Raw genomic sequence first — 19,905 nt, 5'->3', positions numbered from 1 at the left:
CGTGACGGTCACCCGGACACCCGCGTGACCGTCACCGCCGGGGTGAACGCGATCCGGGTGAGCGTTCCGCCGTCCGCCCACCGCACCTCGACCAGCTCGCCGTCCGCCCGCTCCACGGCCGCCGCGCCCGCGAGCGGCGCCGCGTCCGGGGCCGCCGTCAGGGACGCCAGCGCCACCAGCACGGCCGTGCCGCCCGCGGCGGGCGGCACGGCGGTCAGCCGGGGGAGCACCGCCCAGCGGGTGAACGCCGTGCCCTGAGGGGCGCGCAGTTCCTCGGCGTCCGCCGCCTCCCACCCGTACAGCCCGAGCAGCTGCGAGGTGAGCGGCTCGTCCGGGCCGGTCGCCCACCCCGACAGGCGCACCCGCGCCCCGCGCTCCAGGCCCAGCAGGCGGTGCACCCGCAGCTCGTACCGGCCGCGGGCCACCGTCACGCTCTGCACCCGCAGCCCCGGCACCGTCGGCGGCCCGGCCGGGAACACCGGCCGGTGCCAGGACGCGGCCCAGCCCCAGCCGTCCCCGTGCCCCGCGCCCAGCGGCCGGATCCGGCAGCGCACCGACGCCACCCCGCCGACCTCGACGGCCAGGTGGTTGTCGGGCGGGTTGGCCGCGGAGGTCGGCCCGGTACGGGTGGAGTAGGCGAGCCGCCCGTACAGCACGTCGTGCCCCCCGGCGGTGTCCCCGGCGAACGGCGGCACGGCGTCGCTGCCGTGGTTGTGCAGCCGGGCGACGCCGTCCGCGCCGGTCGTCTGGACCAGCAGCCCCGGCGCGGGCAGCGCCCGCACCCGGTCGCCGCGCTCGGCGGGCGCCTCCTCCTCCCGCACCGTCCACAGCGGGTCGTCCGCCGGGACGAGCAGCGCCACGAACGCCTTCGAGGCCCAGTAGGGCGAGGCGGGGCCCGAGTACGACTGGAGCGTCGCTTCGTGCGGACCGTGCCAGCCGGGCGTCAGCAGCCCGTCGCGCGCGTCGACCGCGCCCCGGTCGAGGAAGTACCGCAGGCAGCCGCTCAGCAGCCGCCGCGAGACCCCGGGCGCCAGCGGGGTGTGACCGGTCAGCGCGCCGAGCCCCACCGCGGCACCGGCCGCGAACCGGTACGTCAGCGACCGCCCGAAGTGCACCGGCGCCCCGTCGCCGCCGAACAGCAGCGCGTACCCCTCCAGGTGCTCGCGCAGCCGGGGCCCGTACGCGCCCAGGAGGGCACGGTCGCCCGCGAGGTGGGCGTGCATCAGCGGGTAGAGGTGCAGGGCCCAGCCGTTGTAGTGGTCGAACGCCCGGCCGTCGCCGTCCGCGTACCAGCCGTCGCCCTGGTACCAGCCCTCCAGCAGCTCCAGGCCCCGCCCGATCGCCCGTGCCGTCTCGGTGTCGCCGCGCCCCACGGACTCCAGGAACCCGGCGACGGTGAGCGGGAAGAGGTACCAGTTGTTCGGGGCGGGGGTGTGCCGCAGCGCGCCCCGCAGCCACTGCTCGGCCCGGTCCCGCACGCCGCCGTCGAGGCGGTCCCACAGCCAGGGGCGGGTCAGCCGCAGCCCCAGCGCCACGGACGCCGACTCGACCATCGGCTGGCCCCCGGCGTGGTGGTCGCGGACGGCCGGCCACGACTCGGCGTCCTCGCGGCCCGGCGTACGCGTCCCGGCGGCCAGCCCGTCCGCGTACCGGCCGAGCAGCCCGTACGGGTCCGCCCCGCCGGCGCCCGCGACCCGGAACGCGGCGGCGAGGAACGTCCGCGCGACCCCCTCCAGCCCGTCGGAGCGGACCCCCGAGACGGACGGCCGCCCCGGCAGGTCCAGCAGCGCGCCCCCGGGCGTCGCCCAGCGCCAGGCGGCCCGCACCAGGCCGTCGGCCGCCGCCTCCCAGTGGGCGCGGGTGAACCCGGTGCACGGGCTCGCCACCCGGTCGTCGGGCGGCAGTCGCAGGTACTCGCTCATGCGGGGCGCACCGGCCTTTCACGTCGCACGGGAGGGCGGAACCGCCGCCCCCGCTCCCGGCTTGCCCACCGGCGGCGGCACCTGGTGACGGGGCGTTCCGCGGGGCGGAGCGGCTCCCGGGCATGGTGATCGGCCGACGGGGACCCGGTCAAACGATCGAACGATCAGCCGGTGCTCGCGGCGAGTTCGGCGATCGCGTCCGGTCCGACCCGGCAACAGCCGCCGATCAGCCGTGCGCCGGCCTGCCGCCAGTCGGCGACGCGCCCGGCCGAGAACGTCGAACGGCCCCGCCAGGCACGGGCTCCGGCATCCCACCGCTCCCCGCTGTTCGGGTACACCACCACCGGCTTGCCCGTGACGCGCGCCGCCACCGCGACCGCGTGACCGGCGTCCTCGGGCGTGCAGCAGTTCACCCCGACTGCGACGATCTCCTCCGACCCGGCGGCGACCGCGAAGGCCTCCTCCAGCGGCTGGCCCGCGCGCGTCCGGTCGCCGGAGACGCTGTACGACAGCCACGCCGGTACGCCCAGCCCGCGCACCGCGCGCACCAGGGCCCGGCCCTCGTCCGCGTCCGGCACAGTCTCCAGCGCCAGGGCGTCCGGGCGGGCGGCGGCCAGGACCTCCAGCCGCGGGCGGTGGAACCGTTCCAGTTCGGCGACGGTCAGCCCGTAGCGGCCCCGGTACTCCGAACCGTCGGCGAGCATCGCGCCGTACGGTCCGGCGGAGGCGGCCACCCACAGCGGTCGTCCCGGCGCCTTCGCCTCGGCGCGCCGGGCGGCCTCCCGTGCCAGCTCCACGCCGAGGGCGAGGAGTCCGGCCGCCCGGTCGTGCCCGATGCCTCGGCGGGCGAAGCCCTCGAAGGTGGCCTGGTAGGTCGCCGTCGTCGCCACGCTCGCGCCGGCCTGGTAGTAGGCGAGGTGCGCGGCCACGATCGCCTCGGGCCGGTCGGCGAGCAGCCGTGCCGACCACAGGCCGTCGCCCAGGTCGTGCCCGGCGGTCTCCAGCTGGTTGGACAGCCCGCCGTCGAGGACGACGGGGGAGGCCGAGGACGTCAGCGTCTCGGCGAACACGGGGGCTGCGGCGCTGGTCATGGGGTGAAGCTAGCCCAGGACGCCGGGGCATGCGGAACGGATCACCGGGTAGCAGGGCTCCACGCGGACAACCGGCGCTTGGCGTCAGGAAGGAGACCGGCCGTGCTGATGGCTCACCCCGCCGTCCTGAACAACCTGGTCGAGCAGTACGACACCCTCAAGCTGCTGCATGCCGAGGCGGGTGGCCCCGAGGTCCGGGGGCGCATGGCCGAGATCGCCCGCACCCTGTGCGTCGCCACGGGCACCGGGGACGTCGACACCGCCCTGGTCGCCGCCCGCCACCGCCTTCCCGGCGCCCGCCCGGAGGACGACTCGCTGCTGACGATGTCCTGACCTCGCGCCCGCCCGGGCGCCCGTCGCGCCCGGACCGTGCCGGGCTCGCCCCGCACGCGCGGGCGGTCGGCGGGTGGCGCCGGGAGTGGCGCTCAGCTGCCGTCCGGGCGCCGCGCGGGGGCGGCGCACGCGCCCGTACCGCCGGGCAGCCACCGGCGGTTGTCCGCGACCAGCCGGTACACGGCGTGGGCGGCCCACCGCACCGGCGGCACCAGAAGGAGCGCCCCCAGCGGTGCCCAGCCCCGGCCCGAGCGCAGCAGGATCTTCGCCACCGCTCGGGCGCCGCCGTACACCGCGCCGAGCGGGGTCACCCACAGCGCCTCGTGGCCGGCCCGCTCGGCTGTCACCCCCAGCGAGGCCAGGTCCGCCCGCTGCCGCGGCACGACGACGCAGTCGGGGCGCAGCCGGTGTTCGACGAACCTCACGCAGGCCGTGCAGAAGCCGCAGTCACCGTCGTAGACGAGCACAGGTCGAGTCCGCATCCGTCCATGATGCCGAACCCGCCGGTGGCACAGCCCCGGCGTCCCGGCCGCCACCCCGCGGCACGGCGGCCGCGCGTATCGCGCGCGACCCGTTGACCTTCCCGTGCCACGCCCTTACCGTTTCGCCGTTCGGTATCGCAGATGACGTTCGGGATGCCGAACGGGCGGCCGGTAGGCGGCCGTTGGACCACCCGGCACCGGGACGGAAGGGCAGACACCCGCATGAGCCACGACCCGACATACCCCACCCGCCGACTGCTCCTCCAGGGGGCCCTGGCCGCAGGCGCGCTCGGCGCCGTGCCGGGGGTCGCGAGCGCCGCCCCCGCACAGCGCGCGTACAGCAATCCCCTCGTGCGCAACCGCGCCGACCCGCACATCCACCGCCACACCGACCGCACCTACTACTTCACCGCCACCGCCCCCGAGTACGACCGCATCATCCTGCGCCGCTCCCGCACGCTCCGCGGACTGGCGACCGCCGAGGAGGCGGTCGTCTGGCGGAAGCACGACAGCGGTGACATGGGCGCCCACATCTGGGCGCCGGAGATCCACCACATCGACGGGAAGTGGTACATCTACTTCGCCGCCGCCCCCGCGGACGACATATGGAAGATCCGCATGTGGGTGCTGGAGAACGCAGGCGAGGACCCCTTCAAGGGAACCTGGACCGAGAAGGGGCGGATCGTCACCGCCTGGGACACCTTCTCGCTCGACGCCACCACCTTCACCCACCGCGGCTCCCGCTACCTCGCCTGGGCGCAGCACGAGCCCGGCACGGACAACAACACCGCCGTCTTCCTCTCCCGGATGGCCGGCCCCTGGACGCTCACCGGCCCCCAGGTCCGCCTCACCACACCCGAGTACGACTGGGAGTGCGTCGGCTTCAAGGTGAACGAGGGCGCCTCGTTCATCCGGCGCGGCGGCCGCGTCTTCATGACGTACTCCGCGAGCGCCACCGACAGCAACTACTGCATGGGCCTGCTCACCGCCGACGCCACCAGTGACCTGATGGACCCGCGCTCCTGGACCAAGTCGCCCCGGCCGGTCTTCGCCAGCGACGACACCACCCGTCAGTACGGCCCCGGGCACAACTGCTTCACCGTCGCCGAGGACGGCCGCACCGACGTCCTCGTCTACCACGCCCGCCCGTACAAGGAGATCAGCGGCGACCCGCTGAACGACCCCAACCGCCACACCCGTATCCAGCGGCTCGGCTGGAAGCCGGACGGCACCCCGGACTTCGGTGTACCGGTCGCGGACGGCCCCGGATCCGGCGCATGACCGGGCGCGCCCGCGCCGACATCCCGCCGGGGCGGGCGCACCCCGTGCACGCAGCACGCCGGCGCCGTCCGGCACCGGCCTTCCCGGCCCTACTCCGGTACGACGCCCAGCTGCCGCATCAGACCCATGTCGTCCACGTTCCACCAGCTCTCCGCGATCCTGCCGCCCTCGCAGCGGAAGGTCGCGTGACCGGTGCCGGTCACCTCCCGGCCGGTGGCCTCCAGGCCCTGGTACGCCGCGACGTGCCGTCCCTCGAACGACATCCGCAGGCACACCGTGTCACCCTCGGCGACGAGCCCCTCGATGGTGCACGTCGGCCGGAACGCCTCCATGATCTCCCGGTTCGCCGCCTTGGCGGCCTCCAGGTCCATGTCGTAGGACGGCTGGGACGGGTCGTGCTCCCGGTAGCCCGGGGTGCACAGCTCGTCGGCCGCGTCGCTGTCGGCCCTGTTGATCACTTCGTCGACGAACTTCCGCACGACCAGCTTGTTGAGCTGTTCGTCCCGGACGACGTCGAGATCGGTGAAGGTGGGTTCGCCGTCACAGAGAGCCGTCATCTCCCGGAAGATGCGGTCGGTCTCGGGCAGCTTCGAGTTCTCCATCGCCTCCTCGTACGAGGGGAACTCCACGATCTCCAGCACATGCGTGGAGTCCGAGCGGTCCCGGCCCATCATCGCGTGGGTGGCCGTCCGCCTGCCCCGGGTCGCCTCGGCCCAGCTGTCCAGCAGCCGGTTCATCTCCTCGACCCGGTCCGTCTTGCAGTCGATGATCTGGACGAATGTCATGACGCCTCCCGACATCGGAAACGACTGCGCTGCTCACAGCCTATGCCGGTCGGCCGGACCTGGCAGACGGCCGCCGCCCGTCCGCCCCGGGTCAGCGCGAGGGCGCGGCGAGCCCGTTGAGGGCCGTCGCCAGCTGGGCGCGGGAGCGGACGTCGAGCTTCTGGTAGATGCGGGTCAGCCGCGCCTCCACCGTCTTCACGCTCAGGTACAGCCGGGCGGCGGCCTCCTGGTTGCTCGCCCCCTCCCCGACGAGCCGGGCGAGCCGCAGCTCGGCCTCGGTCAGCCGGGCCAGGGCGCTCCCGGCGGCCGGGGCGGCCGCGGAGTCCGCCGGGGACGGGCTCTCCGCCGTCAGGCCGAGCCACGGCACGGCACCCGCCCGCTCGAAGACGGCGGCCGCGGCCTGCATCGCGGCCTGCGCGGCCGACCGCCTGCGGCGCCGCCGCTCCACCCGTGCCAGGGCGATCAGGCAGCGCCCCTGCTCCAGGACCAGCCCGTGCCCGGCGAACCGGTCGGCCGTCTCCACGAGCAGGTCGACCGCCTCGTCGGTCTTCCCGCCCGCCGCCAGGCACAGCGCGTACACCCGGTCGCACCCCAGCAGCACCGTCGTACGCCCCAGCCGCTCCGCGACCGGGCCGACGTCGGCGAGCAGCGCCCGCGCCTCCTCCGGGGCGTCACCCGCGAGCAGCGCCTCCGCCAGCTCCTCGTGCCAGCGCAGCATGGAGGGGTCGACCGCGCACTGGGCGCTCTCACCGTCCCGTACCCGGCGCAGCGTCTCCAGGGCCCCCGCCACGTCGCCGGTGACCAGCTGGACCCGGCCGAGCGCGTAGAGGCTGCGGGAGAGGAAGACGTGGTCGCCCTCCTCCTCCGACGCCCGGACGCTGCGCCGCGCGTACCCGGCCGCCCGCGCGAAGCTGCCGCCCGCCGTCTCGGCCAGCGCCAGCGCGTACCAGGCGGGCCCCGGGGACAGGCCGGCCTCCAGCGTCAGGGCGAGCGACCGGCCGGCGTGCGCCAGGGCCGCCGCGCACTGGCCGCGCCGGGCCTCGACCTCGGCGAGCGTACGGAACAGCTCGATCGCGTCCTCGACCGGCCCGCGACGCTCGACCAGCGGGAGCAGCGCGTACAGCTGGTCGCGGGCCTCGGCGAGCCGGTCGTCGAACAGGGCGTGACGGATCGTCAGGATCTGGGCCGTGTTGCGGACGCCCAGCGGCCGGTCCGTCATCTCCAGCGCGCGCGCCTCGGCCAGGGTCCGCTCCGCGTCCGGCGAGCCGAGCACCCGGTCCATCCGGGCCTGCTGGGTGAGCGCGTGCGCGGCGGTGTGCCGGTCGCCGACCGACATCGCCAGGGCCGCCGACTCGACCGCCGCCGTCCGCGACCGCACGGGGTCGCCGTCCGCCAGGACGTACTTCACCGCCAGCCGCAGCTGCACGGCCGCCCGCAGCGCCGGGTCGCCCTCGGAGTCCTCCATGGCGTGCACGTAGATCTCGTCCAGGTCGGTCAGGCCCTGCCCCGCCGTGTCCAGCACCGCCAGCCGCACCCGGACCCGGTCGGCGGGCGTCGCGTCCCGCGCCAGCAGGTCCGCCGCCGCGCGCATCGCGAGGTCCGCGCGGGCGGCCCGCGCCGCCTCCTCGGCGGCGTCCACCAGCCGCTCCAGCCGGCGGCGCCCCAGCCCCGCGGGCGTCGTCTCGGCGGCGAGCAGCGCCAGCTCGGCGGCGAGCGCGCTGTTGCCGCGCCGGCGCGCCGTGTCGGCCGCCGCCGCGACCTCGGCGGCCAGGTCCTCGTCCGGCACGTCGTTGGCCAGGGCCCGGTGCCGTACCGCCTCCACCGGGTCGTCGGCCACCGCGGCGAGCGCCGCGTGGCCCCGGCTGCGCTCGGTCCAGCAGGTGTCGTGCACCAGCGTGGAGGGCAGCAGCCCGGCCGTGAAGGCGACCGTCCCGTCCTCGGTGAGCGATATCAGCCCGGCGCGCTCCGCGGCGGCCAGCTCCGCCTCCGCCGTCGGGCGGCCCGCGCGGCGCAGCAGCGCGGTGGTCGGGCGCAGCGCCAGGGCGGCCAGCAGCAGCGTGGCCCGTACCGGGGCGGAGGCGGGCGCGAGCATCCGGCGCGCCACGTCCCGGGCGCGTCCCGACAGCGGCAGCGCCTCGGCGTGGTGCACCGGCGTCCTGGAGTCGGCCAGCGAGCGGCCCACGGCGAGCGCGAGGCGCGGGTTGCCGCCGCTGGCGCGGTGGATGCGCCCCGCGAGCCGGGACGGCAGCCGGTGGTGGACCAGGAGCTCGGCCATCTCGTCGGCCTGGAGCGGCGGGACCAGCAGGACGTCCGCCTCGGAGGCCACCCACAGCGGCATGGGCGCGCCGCCGCTGTCGGCCCCGCCCGCGGCGTAGGGGGCCGGTGTCTCGACGGCGACGACCCGCAGCGCGGGCGGCGCGAGGTGCAGGGCGAAGCGGAGCAGGTCCGCGCTGTCGGCGTCGATGCGCTGGGCGTCGTCGACGACCAGCAGCACGGGGGACCGCTCGGCCAGGCTCCGCAGGACACCGGCGACGGCCAGCCGCAGCGCGATGGGGTCCCAGCCGCTCTCCAGCGCGGCGGCCTCCCGGCAGAGCACCGCCAGGGCGTCCCGCTGCGGACCCGGCAGGCCGTCCAGCGCGAAGGCGGGCACCGAGGCGATCAGCGCGGCCGCCGCGGCGCCGGGCATGTCGTGGTCGGCGGGCTGCGGGGCGAGCCACACCACCGTCTCGCCGCGCGCCGTGGCCTGGTCGGCGGCCGCCTGGGCGACCTCCGTCTTGCCGACGCCGGGGGGCCCGGTGAGCAGGGCGCGCCCCCGGCCGAACAGGACGCGTTCGAGCCGGGCCAGCAGTTCGGCACGCCCGACGGGCGCGGCCCGGTCGCCCTGCCCAGGGACGTACGGCGCGGAGGGGTACGGCGTCGACCTCACCTGCGACCACCACCCTCCGGCGCGCGGACCCCCTGCCCACGAACCCCCTGTCCGTGATCTGTCTCGCGAGCGCAGCATACGAACTCGGCCACGGGAGTCCAGGTGCCCTGTCCGGTATGTGGACGAACACACAAGCGGGCGTGCCCGCGGCGAATTGCCACGAGCACGCCCCTGACCTGTGAAGACGTGGGTACCGCGGGTCTGTCAGAAGGTCAGGCCCCACGAGTCGATGTAGCCGGTGTCACCCGACGCCACGTCCCTGACCTGGAGCTTCCAGGTGCCGTTCGCGGTCTCGGCGGAGGCGTCGACGGTGTACGTGGCGAGCACGTTGTCGGCCGAGTCGTTGCTGCTGGAGTTCTTCAGCCGGTACGCGGTGCCGTCCGGGGCCACCAGGTCGACGACCAGGTCGCCGCGCCAGGTGTGCTTGATGTCCACGTCGACCTTGAGGGCGGCGGGGGCGTTGCCGGTGCGGCCGGTGACGGAGATCGGGGACGTCACGGTGGCGTTGTCCGAGATCGTCACGTCCGTGCTGTTGGTGAACGCCGTTCCGGTACCGGGGGTGGTGGTACCGGTCACGGCGTTCACGGTCTTGGTGGCGTCCGCGATGCCGGTGCCGCAGCCGCCGGTGCAGGTGCCGGGCAGCGGGCGGGCGTTTGTCTTGATCGCGGACTCGATCTCGGCCGGGGTCAGCGTCGACTTGGCCGCCTTCAGCAGGGCGGCGAGGCCGGCGATGTGGGGGGCGGCCATCGAGGTGCCCTGGTAGGGCTTGTAGTTCTCCACCGACTGGGTGGTGGTGCCCGAGTTCAGCGTGGAGAGGATGCCGTTCTCGGGGGTGGTGACGGTGCCGGGCGTGTCGGTGGCGCGGCGGGTCTCACCGCCGGGGGCCGAGACGTCGACGATGGTGCCGTAGTTCGAGTAGTACGAACGGTTGCCCTCACGGCTGGTGGACGCCACGTTGATGACGCCCGCGCAGTTGGCGGGGGTGAAGCCGGACGCGTTGGCGTTGCTGTTGCCGGCCGCGACGACGACGGTGGTGCCGCGTGCGACGGCGCCGTCGATGGCGTTCTTGTAGACGGTCGGGCAGGTGGAGCTGGCGCCGCCGAGGCTCATGTTGATGACCTTGGCGGGGTTCGGGTTCGCCGGGATGCCCGGGACGCTGCCGCCGGAGGCCCAGGTGATCGCGTCGGCGATGTCGGAGGACGCGCCGCCGCACTTGCCGAGCACGCGGACGTGCTGGACCTTCGCGCCGTACGCGATGCCCGCGACGCCCTTGGCGTTGTGCGTGGTCGCCGCGATGGTGCCGGCGACGTGGGTGCCGTGCCACGACGAGTTGCTCGCCTTGGAGCCGGTTCCGCACTCGCCGTCCGTGGCGTTCCAGTCGCCCTCGTCCTTGGGGTCGGCGTCGCGGCCGTTGCCGTCCCGGGCGTCGGTGGAGCTGGAGATGAAGTCGTAGCCCGCGACGGTGTTCCCGGTGAGGTCGCTGTGCGTGGCGGCGCCGGTGTCGATGACGGCGACGGTGACGCCGCTGCCGGTGGTCTTGTCCCAGGCGCCGGGCACGTTCATGCCGCCCGTGGTCTCGAAGAGGTCCCACTGCTTGGCGTACTCGGTGTCGTTCGGCGTCACGGCCATCGCGTAGGCGCGGATGTCGGCCTCCACGGAGGCGACCTGCGGGTCGGCGCGGAAGGCGTCCATGACCTCCGTGACGTCCTGCTTGGTGGCGTCCGCGCCGAGGTCGACCAGCGCGGCGCCGCTCGCCAGGCGGCGCTCGAAGCTGAGCTTCTCGCCCGTCTCCGCGCCCTTGGCCGCGGCGTCGCTCTTGGCCGCGGTGTTGGACGTGGCCTCGGCGGTGCGGGACTTGTAGGTGACGATGACCTTGTCCACGGGGGCGCTGGGCAGCGCGGCAGCGGACATGGCCTGCGAGGCCGGGGCCGCCGGCTTCGGGGTGGGGGTGGCCTCGTGGGCGAGGGCCACCGCGGAGGTGGCGGTCACGCCGAGGATCGTGGCGCTCGCCGCCACGACGGATATGAGTCTCCGCCTGGAACCGTTCAAGGTGTTCCCTTTCAGGGCAGCTCCGGCGACTCCCGGAGCGGCTGACGGTGCAGGGCGCGACGGGCGGCGGGCGCATGGGGAAAGCGGACGTGCCGTGGGGGTGGCACCCCGTGTTCCCCGGGCCGGGTACGCCCATTGCGCCGCCGCCGACGCGACGACCCCTGGGGCGGGGCCGTCACCGGTGGAACCCACGTATTACATGCACCTGACATTCAGGTGGAGGGGAACCGCCGGTGCGGCAGACAGTAGGGAAACCCGCGAGGCACCCGATACGGGGAAAACCCTTGTCACCCCCGCGCGGCCCGAGGGCAGACCCGGGGATCCCCCGACCCACCTGCCCCTTCGCGCCCGCCCGAAGGGCCCCCATCCGCGCGCCCCCGCAGCGGAACGGCAGAAAGTCGCCCCCTGCCCGCAGCCGCGCGACGGCCGGGGCGGGGCCGTACGGGGCCGCCCCCGCAGCGGTCGGCGGCGACGGACGGTGCGTGGCGCAGGGAAGGCCGGCGCGCGGCGCCGCAGGCGAGCCTCTCGGGCCGGACGAGGACAGGTCGGCGTACCCGCGGCTCGCGCGGCCCGGCCCCCCAGCCGGGGCCGCGCGAGCCGGCCGCCGTGGCCGGGGCCACAGCGGTCGGAGGGGTCACAGACGGGTGCCGACGCCCGGGACGGTCCAGGCGGGGGCGACCCCGGTGAGCTGGCAGATCATGAGGTACAGCGGAATCGGCGGGGTGTACGGCGACATCGTGCCGGGTCGTTGGATCAGCCGGGGCCGCCGGTCGGGGACGTACGCGTCCACCGCGTAACAGGAGGGCAGCGGCCACCGCAGGTCGGCGTCCGATCCGGCCGGAACGATCCACCACCACCACTCCGTGTCGGCGAACACGCAGCCGCCGCCCGGCAGCCGCGACAGCAGCCGGAAGCCGTACCGTGCCGGTACCCCCACCGCGTCGCAGCCCAGCGTGGCGGGCAGGGCGGGCGGCAAAGGCAGCCGCACCTCGCCCCCGGGGTCGGCGTACCGGGCCGCCGCCTGCCGCCGGCCGCGTGCCGACAGCAGCGTGGCCATCGTCCTCAGCACGGCCCCGCCGCGCCGCCGCCGTACCCCAGCTCCGCCCAGACGACGCGCCCGGCCCCCTGGCGCGCGTGGTGCGCGCCCCACGCGCTGCTGACGGCGTCGACGAGCAGCAGGCCCCGGCCGCCCTCCTCGGGCGAGCCGCGGCGCAGCCGGGGCGCGGCGGCCGGGCAGCCCTCGTCCTGCACCGAGACGCGCAACCGCTCGCCGCAGTCCCGGAGTTCGCAGACCACCCGGTGGCTAACGGTGTGCACCACGGCGTTGGTGACGAGTTCGGAGACCACCAGGGTCACCGCCTCGCACAGCGTGCCGTCCACCTCCCACAGCACCAGTCGTTCCTCGACGAGGTGACGAGCCCTGGCGACCGATTCCGCGCGCGCGGGAAGTTCGAAGGAGAAGCGGCGGACGTCGGCGGAGATCGGGGGGCGCGGGGCTCTGAGCGGGGGGGTGAGCGCGTTACCAGGAGCCACGACCGATTCCTAACGTGGGGGAGCGGCGCCGTACGTCGCCTCTCCCGTGGCAGAGCGCGGCAGCCGCGTGAACTGGTTCACCAACTGGTTCACCGGAATACTTTCCTCCCGACACGCACACTTGGCAAGTGGCACTCTGAAAATTGCAGAGTGTGGTGTTCTCTGTGCTTGTCGCATGGCACACTCATCGAAAAAAGCGCGTGGGGAGGTCTTAAGTGAGCGAGCCGCGGTCCGCCCCCACCGTGGGACAGGTCGTACTCGGCAAGCGTCTGCAGGATCTGCGGGAGCGGGCGGGCCTGAAGCGGGAGGAGGCCGCCAAGGTGCTCCGCGTGGCCCCGGCCACGATCCGCAGGATGGAGACCGCGGAAGTCGCGCTGAAGATCCCCTACGTACAGCTCCTGCTCCAGGCGTACGGGGTGCCGGCGGGCGAGGCGGAGGGCTTCGTCCGGCTGGCCGAGGACGCGAACCGGCCCGGCTGGTGGCAGCGCTTCCACGACGTCCTGCCGGGCTGGTTCAGCATGTACGTCAGCCTGGAGGGCGCCGCGAGCGTCATCAGGGCCTACGAGCCGCAGTTCGTCCCCGGCCTCCTCCAGACGGAGGAGTACGCCCGGGCGATCCTGCGCGGCGGCGCGGTCGGCCAGGTCGGCGACGACGACATCGAGCGCCACGTGGCCCTGCGGATGGAACGGCAGGCCCTGCTCACCCGCGCCGACGCCCCCAAGTTCTGGGTGATCATGGACGAGACGGTGCTGTGCCGTCCCGTGGGCAGCGGCCCGGCCGTGATGCGGGCGCAGATCGACCGGCTGCTGGAGGCCGCCGAGCTGCCGAACGTCACCCTCCAGGTGGCCGAGTTCTCCACCGGTCACCACCCCGGCACGTACGGACCGTTCGTCCTCTTCCGCTTCGCCGTGCCCGAACTCCCGGACATGGTCTACAGCGAGTACCTGACCGGCGCGGTCTACCTCGACGCGCGCCCCGAGGTGGCCTCGCACCTCGAGGTCATGGACCGCATGGCGGCGCAGGCCGCCACGGCACAACGCACGAAGGAAATCCTCAAGGATTTCCGCAAGGAGCTGTGAATGGATAGCGCAGAGCGCATATACAACGGCATGCCCGCCGCGGAGCTCGGGGCCGAGGGGTGGCACAAGCCGTGGAGCGGCGGGAACGGCGGGAACTGCGTCGAGGCGATGAAGCTGGCCGACGGCCGGGTCGCGGTCCGCCAGTCCGCCGACCCCGACGGCCCCGCGCTGATCTACACGCACGGGGAGATCGCCGCGTTCATCCAGGGGGCCAAGTCGGGCAAGGCGGATTTCCTCCTCACCTGACCCACTCGACTCGACCTGCCCGACCACCTGACCACCCGCCTCACCTGACCTGTCGTCAGCGCCGGCGCCAGTGTCAGCGTTCACGTCCGTCCACATCACCAGGGGGAACGTCAGATGACCCGGATCGACACCAGCAAGCCACACCCGGCCCGTATGTACGACTGGTTCCTGGGCGGCAAGGACAACTATCCGGTCGACGAGGAGATGGCCAAGCAGCTCCTCACCATCGACTCCCGGGGGCGGGACATGGCGCGGGTCAACCGGGCCTTCATGCACCGGGCCACCCGCTGGCTCGGCGGCCAGGGCGTCCGGCAGTACCTGGACATCGGCAGCGGCATCCCGACCGAGCCCAACCTGCACCAGATCGCCCAGCAGGTCGCCCCGGAGTCGCGGGTCGTCTACTGCGACAACGACCCCATCGTCCTCGCCCACGCCGAGGCGCTGCTGCGCTCCACCCCCGAAGGGGTGACCGAGTACATCCAGGCGGACGCCCGCGAGCCGGAGAGCATCCTCGAAGAGGCCGGCAAGGTCCTGGACTTCACCAGGCCGGTCGCCCTGTCCATGCTCGCCCTGCTGCACTTCGTCGACGACGAGGACGGGGCGTACGAGCTGCTCCGCCGGCTCGTCGATCGGCTGCCGTCCGGCAGTCACCTGGTCCTGTCGCACGTCACCGGCGACTTCGACCCCGAGGGCGCCGCCAAGGCACGCGCGATGTACCGGGGGCGCGGCCTGACGCTCCGGCCGCGCACCCGCGAGGAGTTCGCCCGCTTCTTCGACGGGCTGGAGCTCGCGGAGCCCGGCGTCTCGCTCACGGCGGACTGGCACCCGGAGCTCGGCGAGGTCGTGCCGGTCGCCGGCGACGACCCCATCCCGGGGTACGCCGGCGTGGCCCGCAAGCCGTAGGGCGGGTCCGGAAAGCCCCGCCCGGCCCGCGACCCCCGCTTTCGGGGCGGACGCCGACACGTGCCGGACCCTCCCCGGCGGCTAACGCGCCGCCGGGGGCACCAGCGTGATGAGGAACCTCTTCGCCGGGCCGGTGTTCCCGGCGGAGTCGATCGTCCGGTACTCCACGGTGTGCGTGCCGTACTCGGGCGTCGCGTCGTCCCACGGCACCACGCGCGGGGTGCCCAGCTTGCCGTACACCAGGCCGTCGATCTCCGTGCCGCCCGGGGTGAACCGGAACGGCGCGTCCGCGTCCGTCGGCCAGCCGTAGTACGTGTACCAGCCGTCGCCGTCCACCCGGAACTGGCTGACCACGTACCCGGGCCGGTCGTCGCGGGCCGTCAGCCGCATGGTGAACGGGCCGTCGTACACGTACTCCACCGGACGGCCCGGACGGTGGATCGTGCGCAGCGGCCGCGACAGCTCGTAGGCGGCCGTGGCGGCCGTCGCGTCGACCGTCCAGCGCAGCTCGTGGTCCGTGCCCGCGATCCGGGCGGTCAGCGTGTGCGCGGAGCCCGGCCGCAGCCGCAGCGCCGACAGGTCCAGGTCCCGGTCGTTGCCCCGGTCGGCCACCCGCCGGCCGTCCAGCCGCCATTGGACGGCAAGGGCGCGGTCGTCGGGGTGCGTGGTGTCGGCGTACACGACCGACCGGGCCCCGACCGGCGCGCCGGTGGCGGTGTGCCCGGTGAAGCCGGCGGCCACCGGGGCCGGCCGGGTGGTGACCGCCGTGTCGACGGTCCAGGTGACCTTGCGGGTCAGCGCCTCGGACGCGCGCACCGCCGGGTCCCGCACGAACGGCGTCGGATCGGTGACCGTCGCCGTCAGGGCGTGCCGGCCGGGCGCCACGTCCAGCCTCCGCAGGTCGACCGTGCGGGCACCGGCCGCCGGCCGCACGGGGCGTCCGTCCAGCCGCCAGGTGACGTCGAGTTCGCCGCCGGTCGGGTGCAGGGTCTCCACCCACACGGTCCGGTCGGCGCCGACCGGCGCGGCGTTGGGGGTGTGCCCCTGCACCAGGTTCACCTTCGACGAGATCGCCCGCACCATGACCTCGCGGCCCACCTGGTCGAAGGCGTAGCCGAGGGTCTTCATGATCGAGTGCCGGCTGGGCCGCCACACCCCCCGGGTGCCGTACAGACCGCCCTCGTGCCGGCCGATGACGCCGCCCGACTCACTCCGCTCGCCCAGCCAGCGCCACCACTTGGCCCGCTGGTCCCGCATCTGCGCCTCGGTGAGCACGGTGTGGTGTGCCGACGACGGCTCTCCGCCCTCGTATCCGCCACCCGGCACACCGCGCTGGTAGTAATCGTACTCGTCCTGGAGCCCGCCCAGCGAGTGGCCGATCTCGTGCGGGGTGATGAGGGACGACAGCGCGTTGCCGCCGGACGCGGTGGCGTAGGTGCCGCCCGCGCCGCCGTAGGTGTCGCTGTTGGCGAGGGCGACGATCTGCCGGTTGGCGCCCGTCGTGCCGGGGACGAGGTCGGCGAGCGCGTTCGCCGCGCCGCTGTCGACGGTCAGCAGCCGCTGCACGCTGCCCGCGTCGCAGCCGCCCCAGAAGCCCATGCCGAGCGGTGTGTCACGGCGTGGCGCGTCCAGGCCGGGGTCGCAGTCGACGCCCGACTCGGGGGAGGGCACCTCGACGGCCCACACGTTGATGTACGAGCGGTAGGAGGCGAACGGCTCGATGCTCCACAGGACGTTGAGGTGCTTCTCGGCGTCCGCCCGGAACTCCGGGAGCTGCGCGGCGGTGTAGCCGTCCCCGAGCAGTACCAGGTTGAACCGCTTGTCGGCGGGACCGGTGGTCTGTACGGGGACGACGGTGGCGGACGCGGTGACCGGTGGGCGTTCCCCGGCGGTGGCCGGTCCTGAGCCCACCAGGGCGGTGGTGAGGAGGGAGGCCGCGCCGATCAGCGCGGCGGCTCGTCCAAGGCGTTGGGCAACCATGGGGCCGGAGCGTACGGTGTGCCCAACGTGCCGTAAAGACACCGCCGTTGGCCACCATCGGCGACCGCGGGTCACCGCCGTGCCAGGTGGCCCAGACCCGGGTGCTCGTGCGCGTACGCGTCCAGGAGCCGGCGCGCCACGGAGACGGAGTCGACCAGCGGGTGCAGGGCGAAGGCCTTGACGGCCGTCTCCCGCGAACCGCTCTCCGCCGCCGCCAGCACCTCGCGCTCGACCGCCTTGACCGTCGTCACCAGGCCGGCCGCGTGGCCGGGGAGCGGTGCCACGGACACCGGGTGGGCGCCGTTGGCGTCGACGAAGCAGGGCACCTCGACCACCGCGTCCGCGTCCAGGACCGACAGGGTGGTGCGGTTGCGGACGTTCAGGATGAGGGTGGTGCGCTCGTCGCGGGCGATGGCCCGCATCAGCGCCAGGGCGACCCGCTCGTAGCCACCCGGCTCCAGGTCCTCCTCGGCGCGGTCACCGGCGGCGGCCGCCTCGCGGTTGGCCGCCATGTAGGTGGCCTCGCGCTCGGCGAGGGTTGCCTGCCAGCTCCCCAGGGAGGGCGAGCCGTAGAACGCGGCCTGCTGCTCGCGCAGGTACGCGCCCCGCGTCCGCGCGGCCTCCCGGTAGGCGTGGACCGCCTCGCGGTTGAAGTAGTAGTAGTGCAGGTACTCGTTGGGGATCGCGCCCAGTGCCCGCAGCCACTCCGCGCCGAACAGCCTCCCCTCCTCGAAGGAGCCCAGCGCCTCCGGGTCCGCCAGCAGCCGCGGCAGCTCGTCCCGCCCGGCGACCCGCACCCCGCGCAGCCACCCGAGGTGGTTCAGGCCCACGTAGTCGAACCACGCCTCGTCCGGGTCGGCGCCCAGCAGGCGCGCCACCCGCCGCCCCAGGCCCACCGGCGAGTCGCAGATGCCGATCACCCGGTCGCCCAGGACCCGGGACATGGCCTCGGTCACGAGGCCGGCCGGGTTGGTGAAGTTGATGACCCAGGCGTCAGGCGCGATCCGCGCCACGCGGCGGGCGATGTCCACCGCCACCGGGACCGTCCGCAGCCCGTACGCGATCCCGCCGGCGCCCACCGTCTCCTGCCCCAGCACGCCCTCGGCCAGCGCCACCCGCTCGTCCGCGGCCCGCCCGGCCAGGCCCCCGACGCGGATCGCCGAGAACACGAAGTCCGCTCCCCGCAGGGCTTCGTCGAGGTCGGTCGTCGCCGTCACCGCCGGCGCGTCCGGCACGCCCCGCGCCTGCTCGGCCAGCACCCCGCCGATCGCCGCCAGCCGGCCCGCGTCCACGTCGTGCAGCGTCACCCGGGTGACCCGCCCCTCCGCGCGGTCGCCCAGCAGCGCCCGGTACACCAGCGGCACCCGGAACCCGCCGCCACCCAGAATCGTCAGCTTCATGCCGTCACGCTACTCGGCCGCGCGGACGTGCCCGGGGACGGCCACCGGGCGCCCGGCCGTCGTGCCCCGGACGGGCGCCCCGGCGTCGTCCCTCAGCCGAGGTCCAGCGCGTTGGGCAGGCCCAGCCGGTAGCGGGTGCGGTCGTGGCGCTTCAGTGCCTCGATCTCCGGAGCCCGGAACAGGGGCTTCACGGTGCAGCGCGGCGCGTCGGAACCGGTGCGGTCCAGCAGGGCGTTGACCGCCTGGCGGGCGGCGGCGTTGGCGCCCTCCATCGTGGCCAGGTCGATGTCCACCGACACGTAGTCGCCCGCCAGGAAGAAGTTCGGGACCGCCGTGGCCGCCGGGGGACGCAGGTGGAACGTGCCGGCCGGGTGGATCAGCAGTTCGTCCTCGTTGGTGGGGTTCGGCGTACCGAGGCCGGCCACGCCCGGGTCCAGGAACCACGAGTGCAGGGCGCCGTCCTTGAGCACGGTACGGCCCGTGTCGTTGAGGGCCGCCTTGAGCTGGGCCCACACCTCGCGGGCGACCTGCTCGCGGGTGCACTGCTTCGCGGTCTTCCCGTACAGGACCCCCGGCCTGTCCCACTCCGAGATGTCCACGGACAGGCACTCCACGGCCACGCCGTCGCCGTAGTCGGCGGCGAAGTCCCGCTCCGGCCAGTGCCCGGCCTGCGCGATCGCCGTCAGCGACCACGGCGAGTCGATGCAGTTGACGTGGCCGCGCACCATCGGCGGCCGTTCCGTCAGATAGAACTGGATGCCCGTCATCCAGTCCGTCCGCAGCCCGTCGCAGCGTGCCAGCCGCGGGTCCGCCGCGCGCAGCGCCGCGCCCCAGGTGCGCCGCGCGTGCTCCACCGGCAGCGCGCAGACGTAGTGGTCGGCGGTGACCGTGGTGCGAACGCCCCCGGGGTCCTCGACCAGCGCGCCGGTGACCCGCCCGTCCCCGTACCGCACCTCGCGCAGGGTCGAGCCGATCTCGAACTCGACCCCCAGGGAGCGCAGATGCGCCACCCACGGGTCGATCCACGCCTCGTTGGTGGGCGCGTTGAGGATCCGGTCCGGCGGGCCGTCCGCGCCGCGGCCGAGCGCGTTGAAGACGAACGCCTCGCCGAGCGTGCCGACCGTGCGGGTGCTCGCCTCCTCCGCCTTGGTCGCCACGATGTTGCGGGTGACGCCGACGGCCAGGATCCGCTGGTACGTCTCCGACATGCGCGCCGCCCGGGTGAAGTCCCACCAGGGCGTCCGCTCCCACACCGTGTCGCGCCGCTCGTCGCAGCTGGTGAGGAAGACGAGCGCGCGGTTGACGAAGTACGCGCCCTCGTGGAGGGGCAGTCCGGTGGCCGTCTCGACGAGCGCGGTGAGGGCGCGGCGGATCTCGTCCAGCGTGAGCCGCTCCGGTCGGTGGCCCGGCCACGGGATGGACATCCGCAGGTCCTCGCGGCCCGTGCGGGCGAACATCATCTCGCGGGGCGCGACCAGGTTGTCGTACACGCCGTGCGCGTTGCCCGGGAAGGGGATGCGCCGCATCGTGTCGGGCAGGTTGTGGTAGATGCCGGGGATGAAGCGGAAACCGTGCTCGGCCGGCAGCGGTCCGCGCCCGCCCCGCCCGCTGCCCGGTACGTCCATGCTGCGCGCCTTGCCGCCGAGGGCGCGGCGCTCGTGGACGGTGACCCGGAAGCCGCGCTCGGCCAGCTCGTGCGCGGCGGTGAGCCCGGCGACGCCACCGCCGAACACCGCGACCGACGGCGCCTCCGCCGCCTCCGCCGCCGCGGTCGCCGCCACGGCGGGGGCGGCCGGCAGGGCGCCCGCCCCCACCGCCCCGGTGACGGCGGTGGCGCCCGCCATGAAGGTGCGTCGCGTCGTACCCGTACGGTGCATGCCCCACCCACCTCTTAC

The 19,905-nt window shown here is 74.7% G+C and carries 16 protein-coding genes; 5 read left to right on the top strand and 11 right to left on the bottom strand.

Annotation, left to right across the window (positions count from 1 at the left end; all coding sequences use genetic code 11):
- Positions 1-8 precede the first annotated feature (8 nt).
- Together AC07DW_RS11130 and mmuM are read right to left on the bottom strand one after the other, a co-directional pair.
- The gene (locus AC07DW_RS11130) at positions 9-1,922 is read right to left on the bottom strand and encodes a DUF2264 domain-containing protein (RefSeq protein WP_478857354.1); all 1,914 of its coding nucleotides are present in this window, start codon (positions 1,920-1,922) and stop codon (positions 9-11) included.
- A 164-nt stretch (positions 1,923-2,086) separates the two neighbouring features.
- Entirely contained in the window at positions 2,087-3,013 is a 927-nt protein-coding gene (gene mmuM / locus AC07DW_RS11125; RefSeq protein WP_478857353.1) for a homocysteine S-methyltransferase, read from the bottom strand.
- A 102-nt stretch (positions 3,014-3,115) separates the two neighbouring features.
- Between mmuM and AC07DW_RS11120 the strand changes: the two genes are divergently transcribed.
- On the top strand, positions 3,116-3,346 hold the full coding sequence (locus tag AC07DW_RS11120) for a DUF5133 domain-containing protein (RefSeq protein ID WP_478857352.1): 231 nt from the start codon (positions 3,116-3,118) through the stop codon (positions 3,344-3,346).
- A gap of 92 nt (positions 3,347-3,438) precedes the next feature.
- Here the strand turns inward: AC07DW_RS11120 and AC07DW_RS11115 are convergent, their stop codons facing one another.
- The gene (locus AC07DW_RS11115; protein ID WP_478857351.1) at positions 3,439-3,828 is read right to left on the bottom strand and encodes a thiol-disulfide oxidoreductase DCC family protein; all 390 of its coding nucleotides are present in this window, start codon (positions 3,826-3,828) and stop codon (positions 3,439-3,441) included.
- A gap of 222 nt (positions 3,829-4,050) precedes the next feature.
- On the opposite strand from AC07DW_RS11115, the gene AC07DW_RS11110 reads away from it, so the two are divergent.
- Positions 4,051-5,109, top strand: coding sequence for a glycoside hydrolase family 43 protein (locus AC07DW_RS11110; RefSeq protein WP_478857350.1), 1,059 nt, complete (start codon positions 4,051-4,053; stop codon positions 5,107-5,109).
- Positions 5,110-5,198: 89 nt separating this feature from the next.
- Here AC07DW_RS11110 and AC07DW_RS11105 read toward each other — a convergent pair whose 3' ends face one another.
- The 5 genes from AC07DW_RS11105 to AC07DW_RS11085 all read right to left on the bottom strand — a co-directional run bounded on the left by AC07DW_RS11105 (position 5,199) and on the right by AC07DW_RS11085 (position 12,402).
- Positions 5,199-5,894 (bottom strand): ester cyclase, encoded by a 696-nt coding sequence (locus tag AC07DW_RS11105; RefSeq protein WP_478857349.1) that lies wholly within the window; start codon positions 5,892-5,894, stop codon positions 5,199-5,201.
- 91 nt (positions 5,895-5,985) lie between these two features.
- Complete coding sequence (locus AC07DW_RS11100) at positions 5,986-8,820, bottom strand: helix-turn-helix transcriptional regulator (protein WP_478857348.1); 2,835 nt, start codon at positions 8,818-8,820, stop codon at positions 5,986-5,988.
- A gap of 204 nt (positions 8,821-9,024) precedes the next feature.
- Complete coding sequence (locus tag AC07DW_RS11095; protein WP_478857488.1) at positions 9,025-10,836, bottom strand: S8 family peptidase; 1,812 nt, start codon at positions 10,834-10,836, stop codon at positions 9,025-9,027.
- Between the two features lie 667 nt (positions 10,837-11,503).
- Positions 11,504-11,926: a hypothetical protein gene (locus AC07DW_RS11090; RefSeq protein ID WP_478857347.1), complete on the bottom strand. Its 423-nt coding sequence runs from the start codon at positions 11,924-11,926 to the stop codon at positions 11,504-11,506.
- Between the two features lie 5 nt (positions 11,927-11,931).
- Entirely contained in the window at positions 11,932-12,402 is a 471-nt protein-coding gene (locus tag AC07DW_RS11085; RefSeq protein ID WP_478857346.1) for an ATP-binding protein, read from the bottom strand.
- Between the two features lie 215 nt (positions 12,403-12,617).
- Here AC07DW_RS11085 and AC07DW_RS11080 point away from each other — a divergent pair, with 215 nt between their 5' ends.
- The 3 genes from AC07DW_RS11080 (at position 12,618) to AC07DW_RS11070 (ending at position 14,630) form a co-directional block, all read left to right on the top strand.
- A complete protein-coding gene (locus tag AC07DW_RS11080; RefSeq protein ID WP_478857345.1) occupies positions 12,618-13,481 on the top strand; it encodes a helix-turn-helix domain-containing protein in 864 nt (287 codons plus the stop codon).
- Positions 13,482-13,727, top strand: coding sequence for a DUF397 domain-containing protein (locus AC07DW_RS11075; protein WP_064072405.1), 246 nt, complete (start codon positions 13,482-13,484; stop codon positions 13,725-13,727).
- Positions 13,728-13,841: 114 nt separating this feature from the next.
- Positions 13,842-14,630, top strand: a complete 789-nt coding sequence (locus AC07DW_RS11070) for an SAM-dependent methyltransferase (protein ID WP_478857344.1) — start codon at positions 13,842-13,844, stop codon at positions 14,628-14,630.
- An 81-nt stretch (positions 14,631-14,711) separates the two neighbouring features.
- Here the strand turns inward: AC07DW_RS11070 and AC07DW_RS11065 are convergent, their stop codons facing one another.
- The 3 genes from AC07DW_RS11065 to AC07DW_RS11055 all read right to left on the bottom strand — a co-directional run bounded on the left by AC07DW_RS11065 (position 14,712) and on the right by AC07DW_RS11055 (position 19,887).
- Positions 14,712-16,610: a M64 family metallopeptidase gene (locus AC07DW_RS11065; RefSeq protein WP_478857343.1), complete on the bottom strand. Its 1,899-nt coding sequence runs from the start codon at positions 16,608-16,610 to the stop codon at positions 14,712-14,714.
- A 71-nt stretch (positions 16,611-16,681) separates the two neighbouring features.
- Positions 16,682-18,010, bottom strand: coding sequence for a 6-phospho-beta-glucosidase (locus AC07DW_RS11060; RefSeq protein WP_478857342.1), 1,329 nt, complete (start codon positions 18,008-18,010; stop codon positions 16,682-16,684).
- A gap of 92 nt (positions 18,011-18,102) precedes the next feature.
- Entirely contained in the window at positions 18,103-19,887 is a 1,785-nt protein-coding gene (locus AC07DW_RS11055; protein WP_478857341.1) for a hydroxysqualene dehydroxylase, read from the bottom strand.
- Between the last annotated feature and the right edge of the window lie 18 nt (positions 19,888-19,905).

Source organism: Streptomyces sp. NPDC045701 (assembly GCF_056432045.1).
The sequence above is the reverse complement of the archived record's forward strand: the minus strand, read 5'-3'. Positions and strand labels throughout refer to the sequence as shown.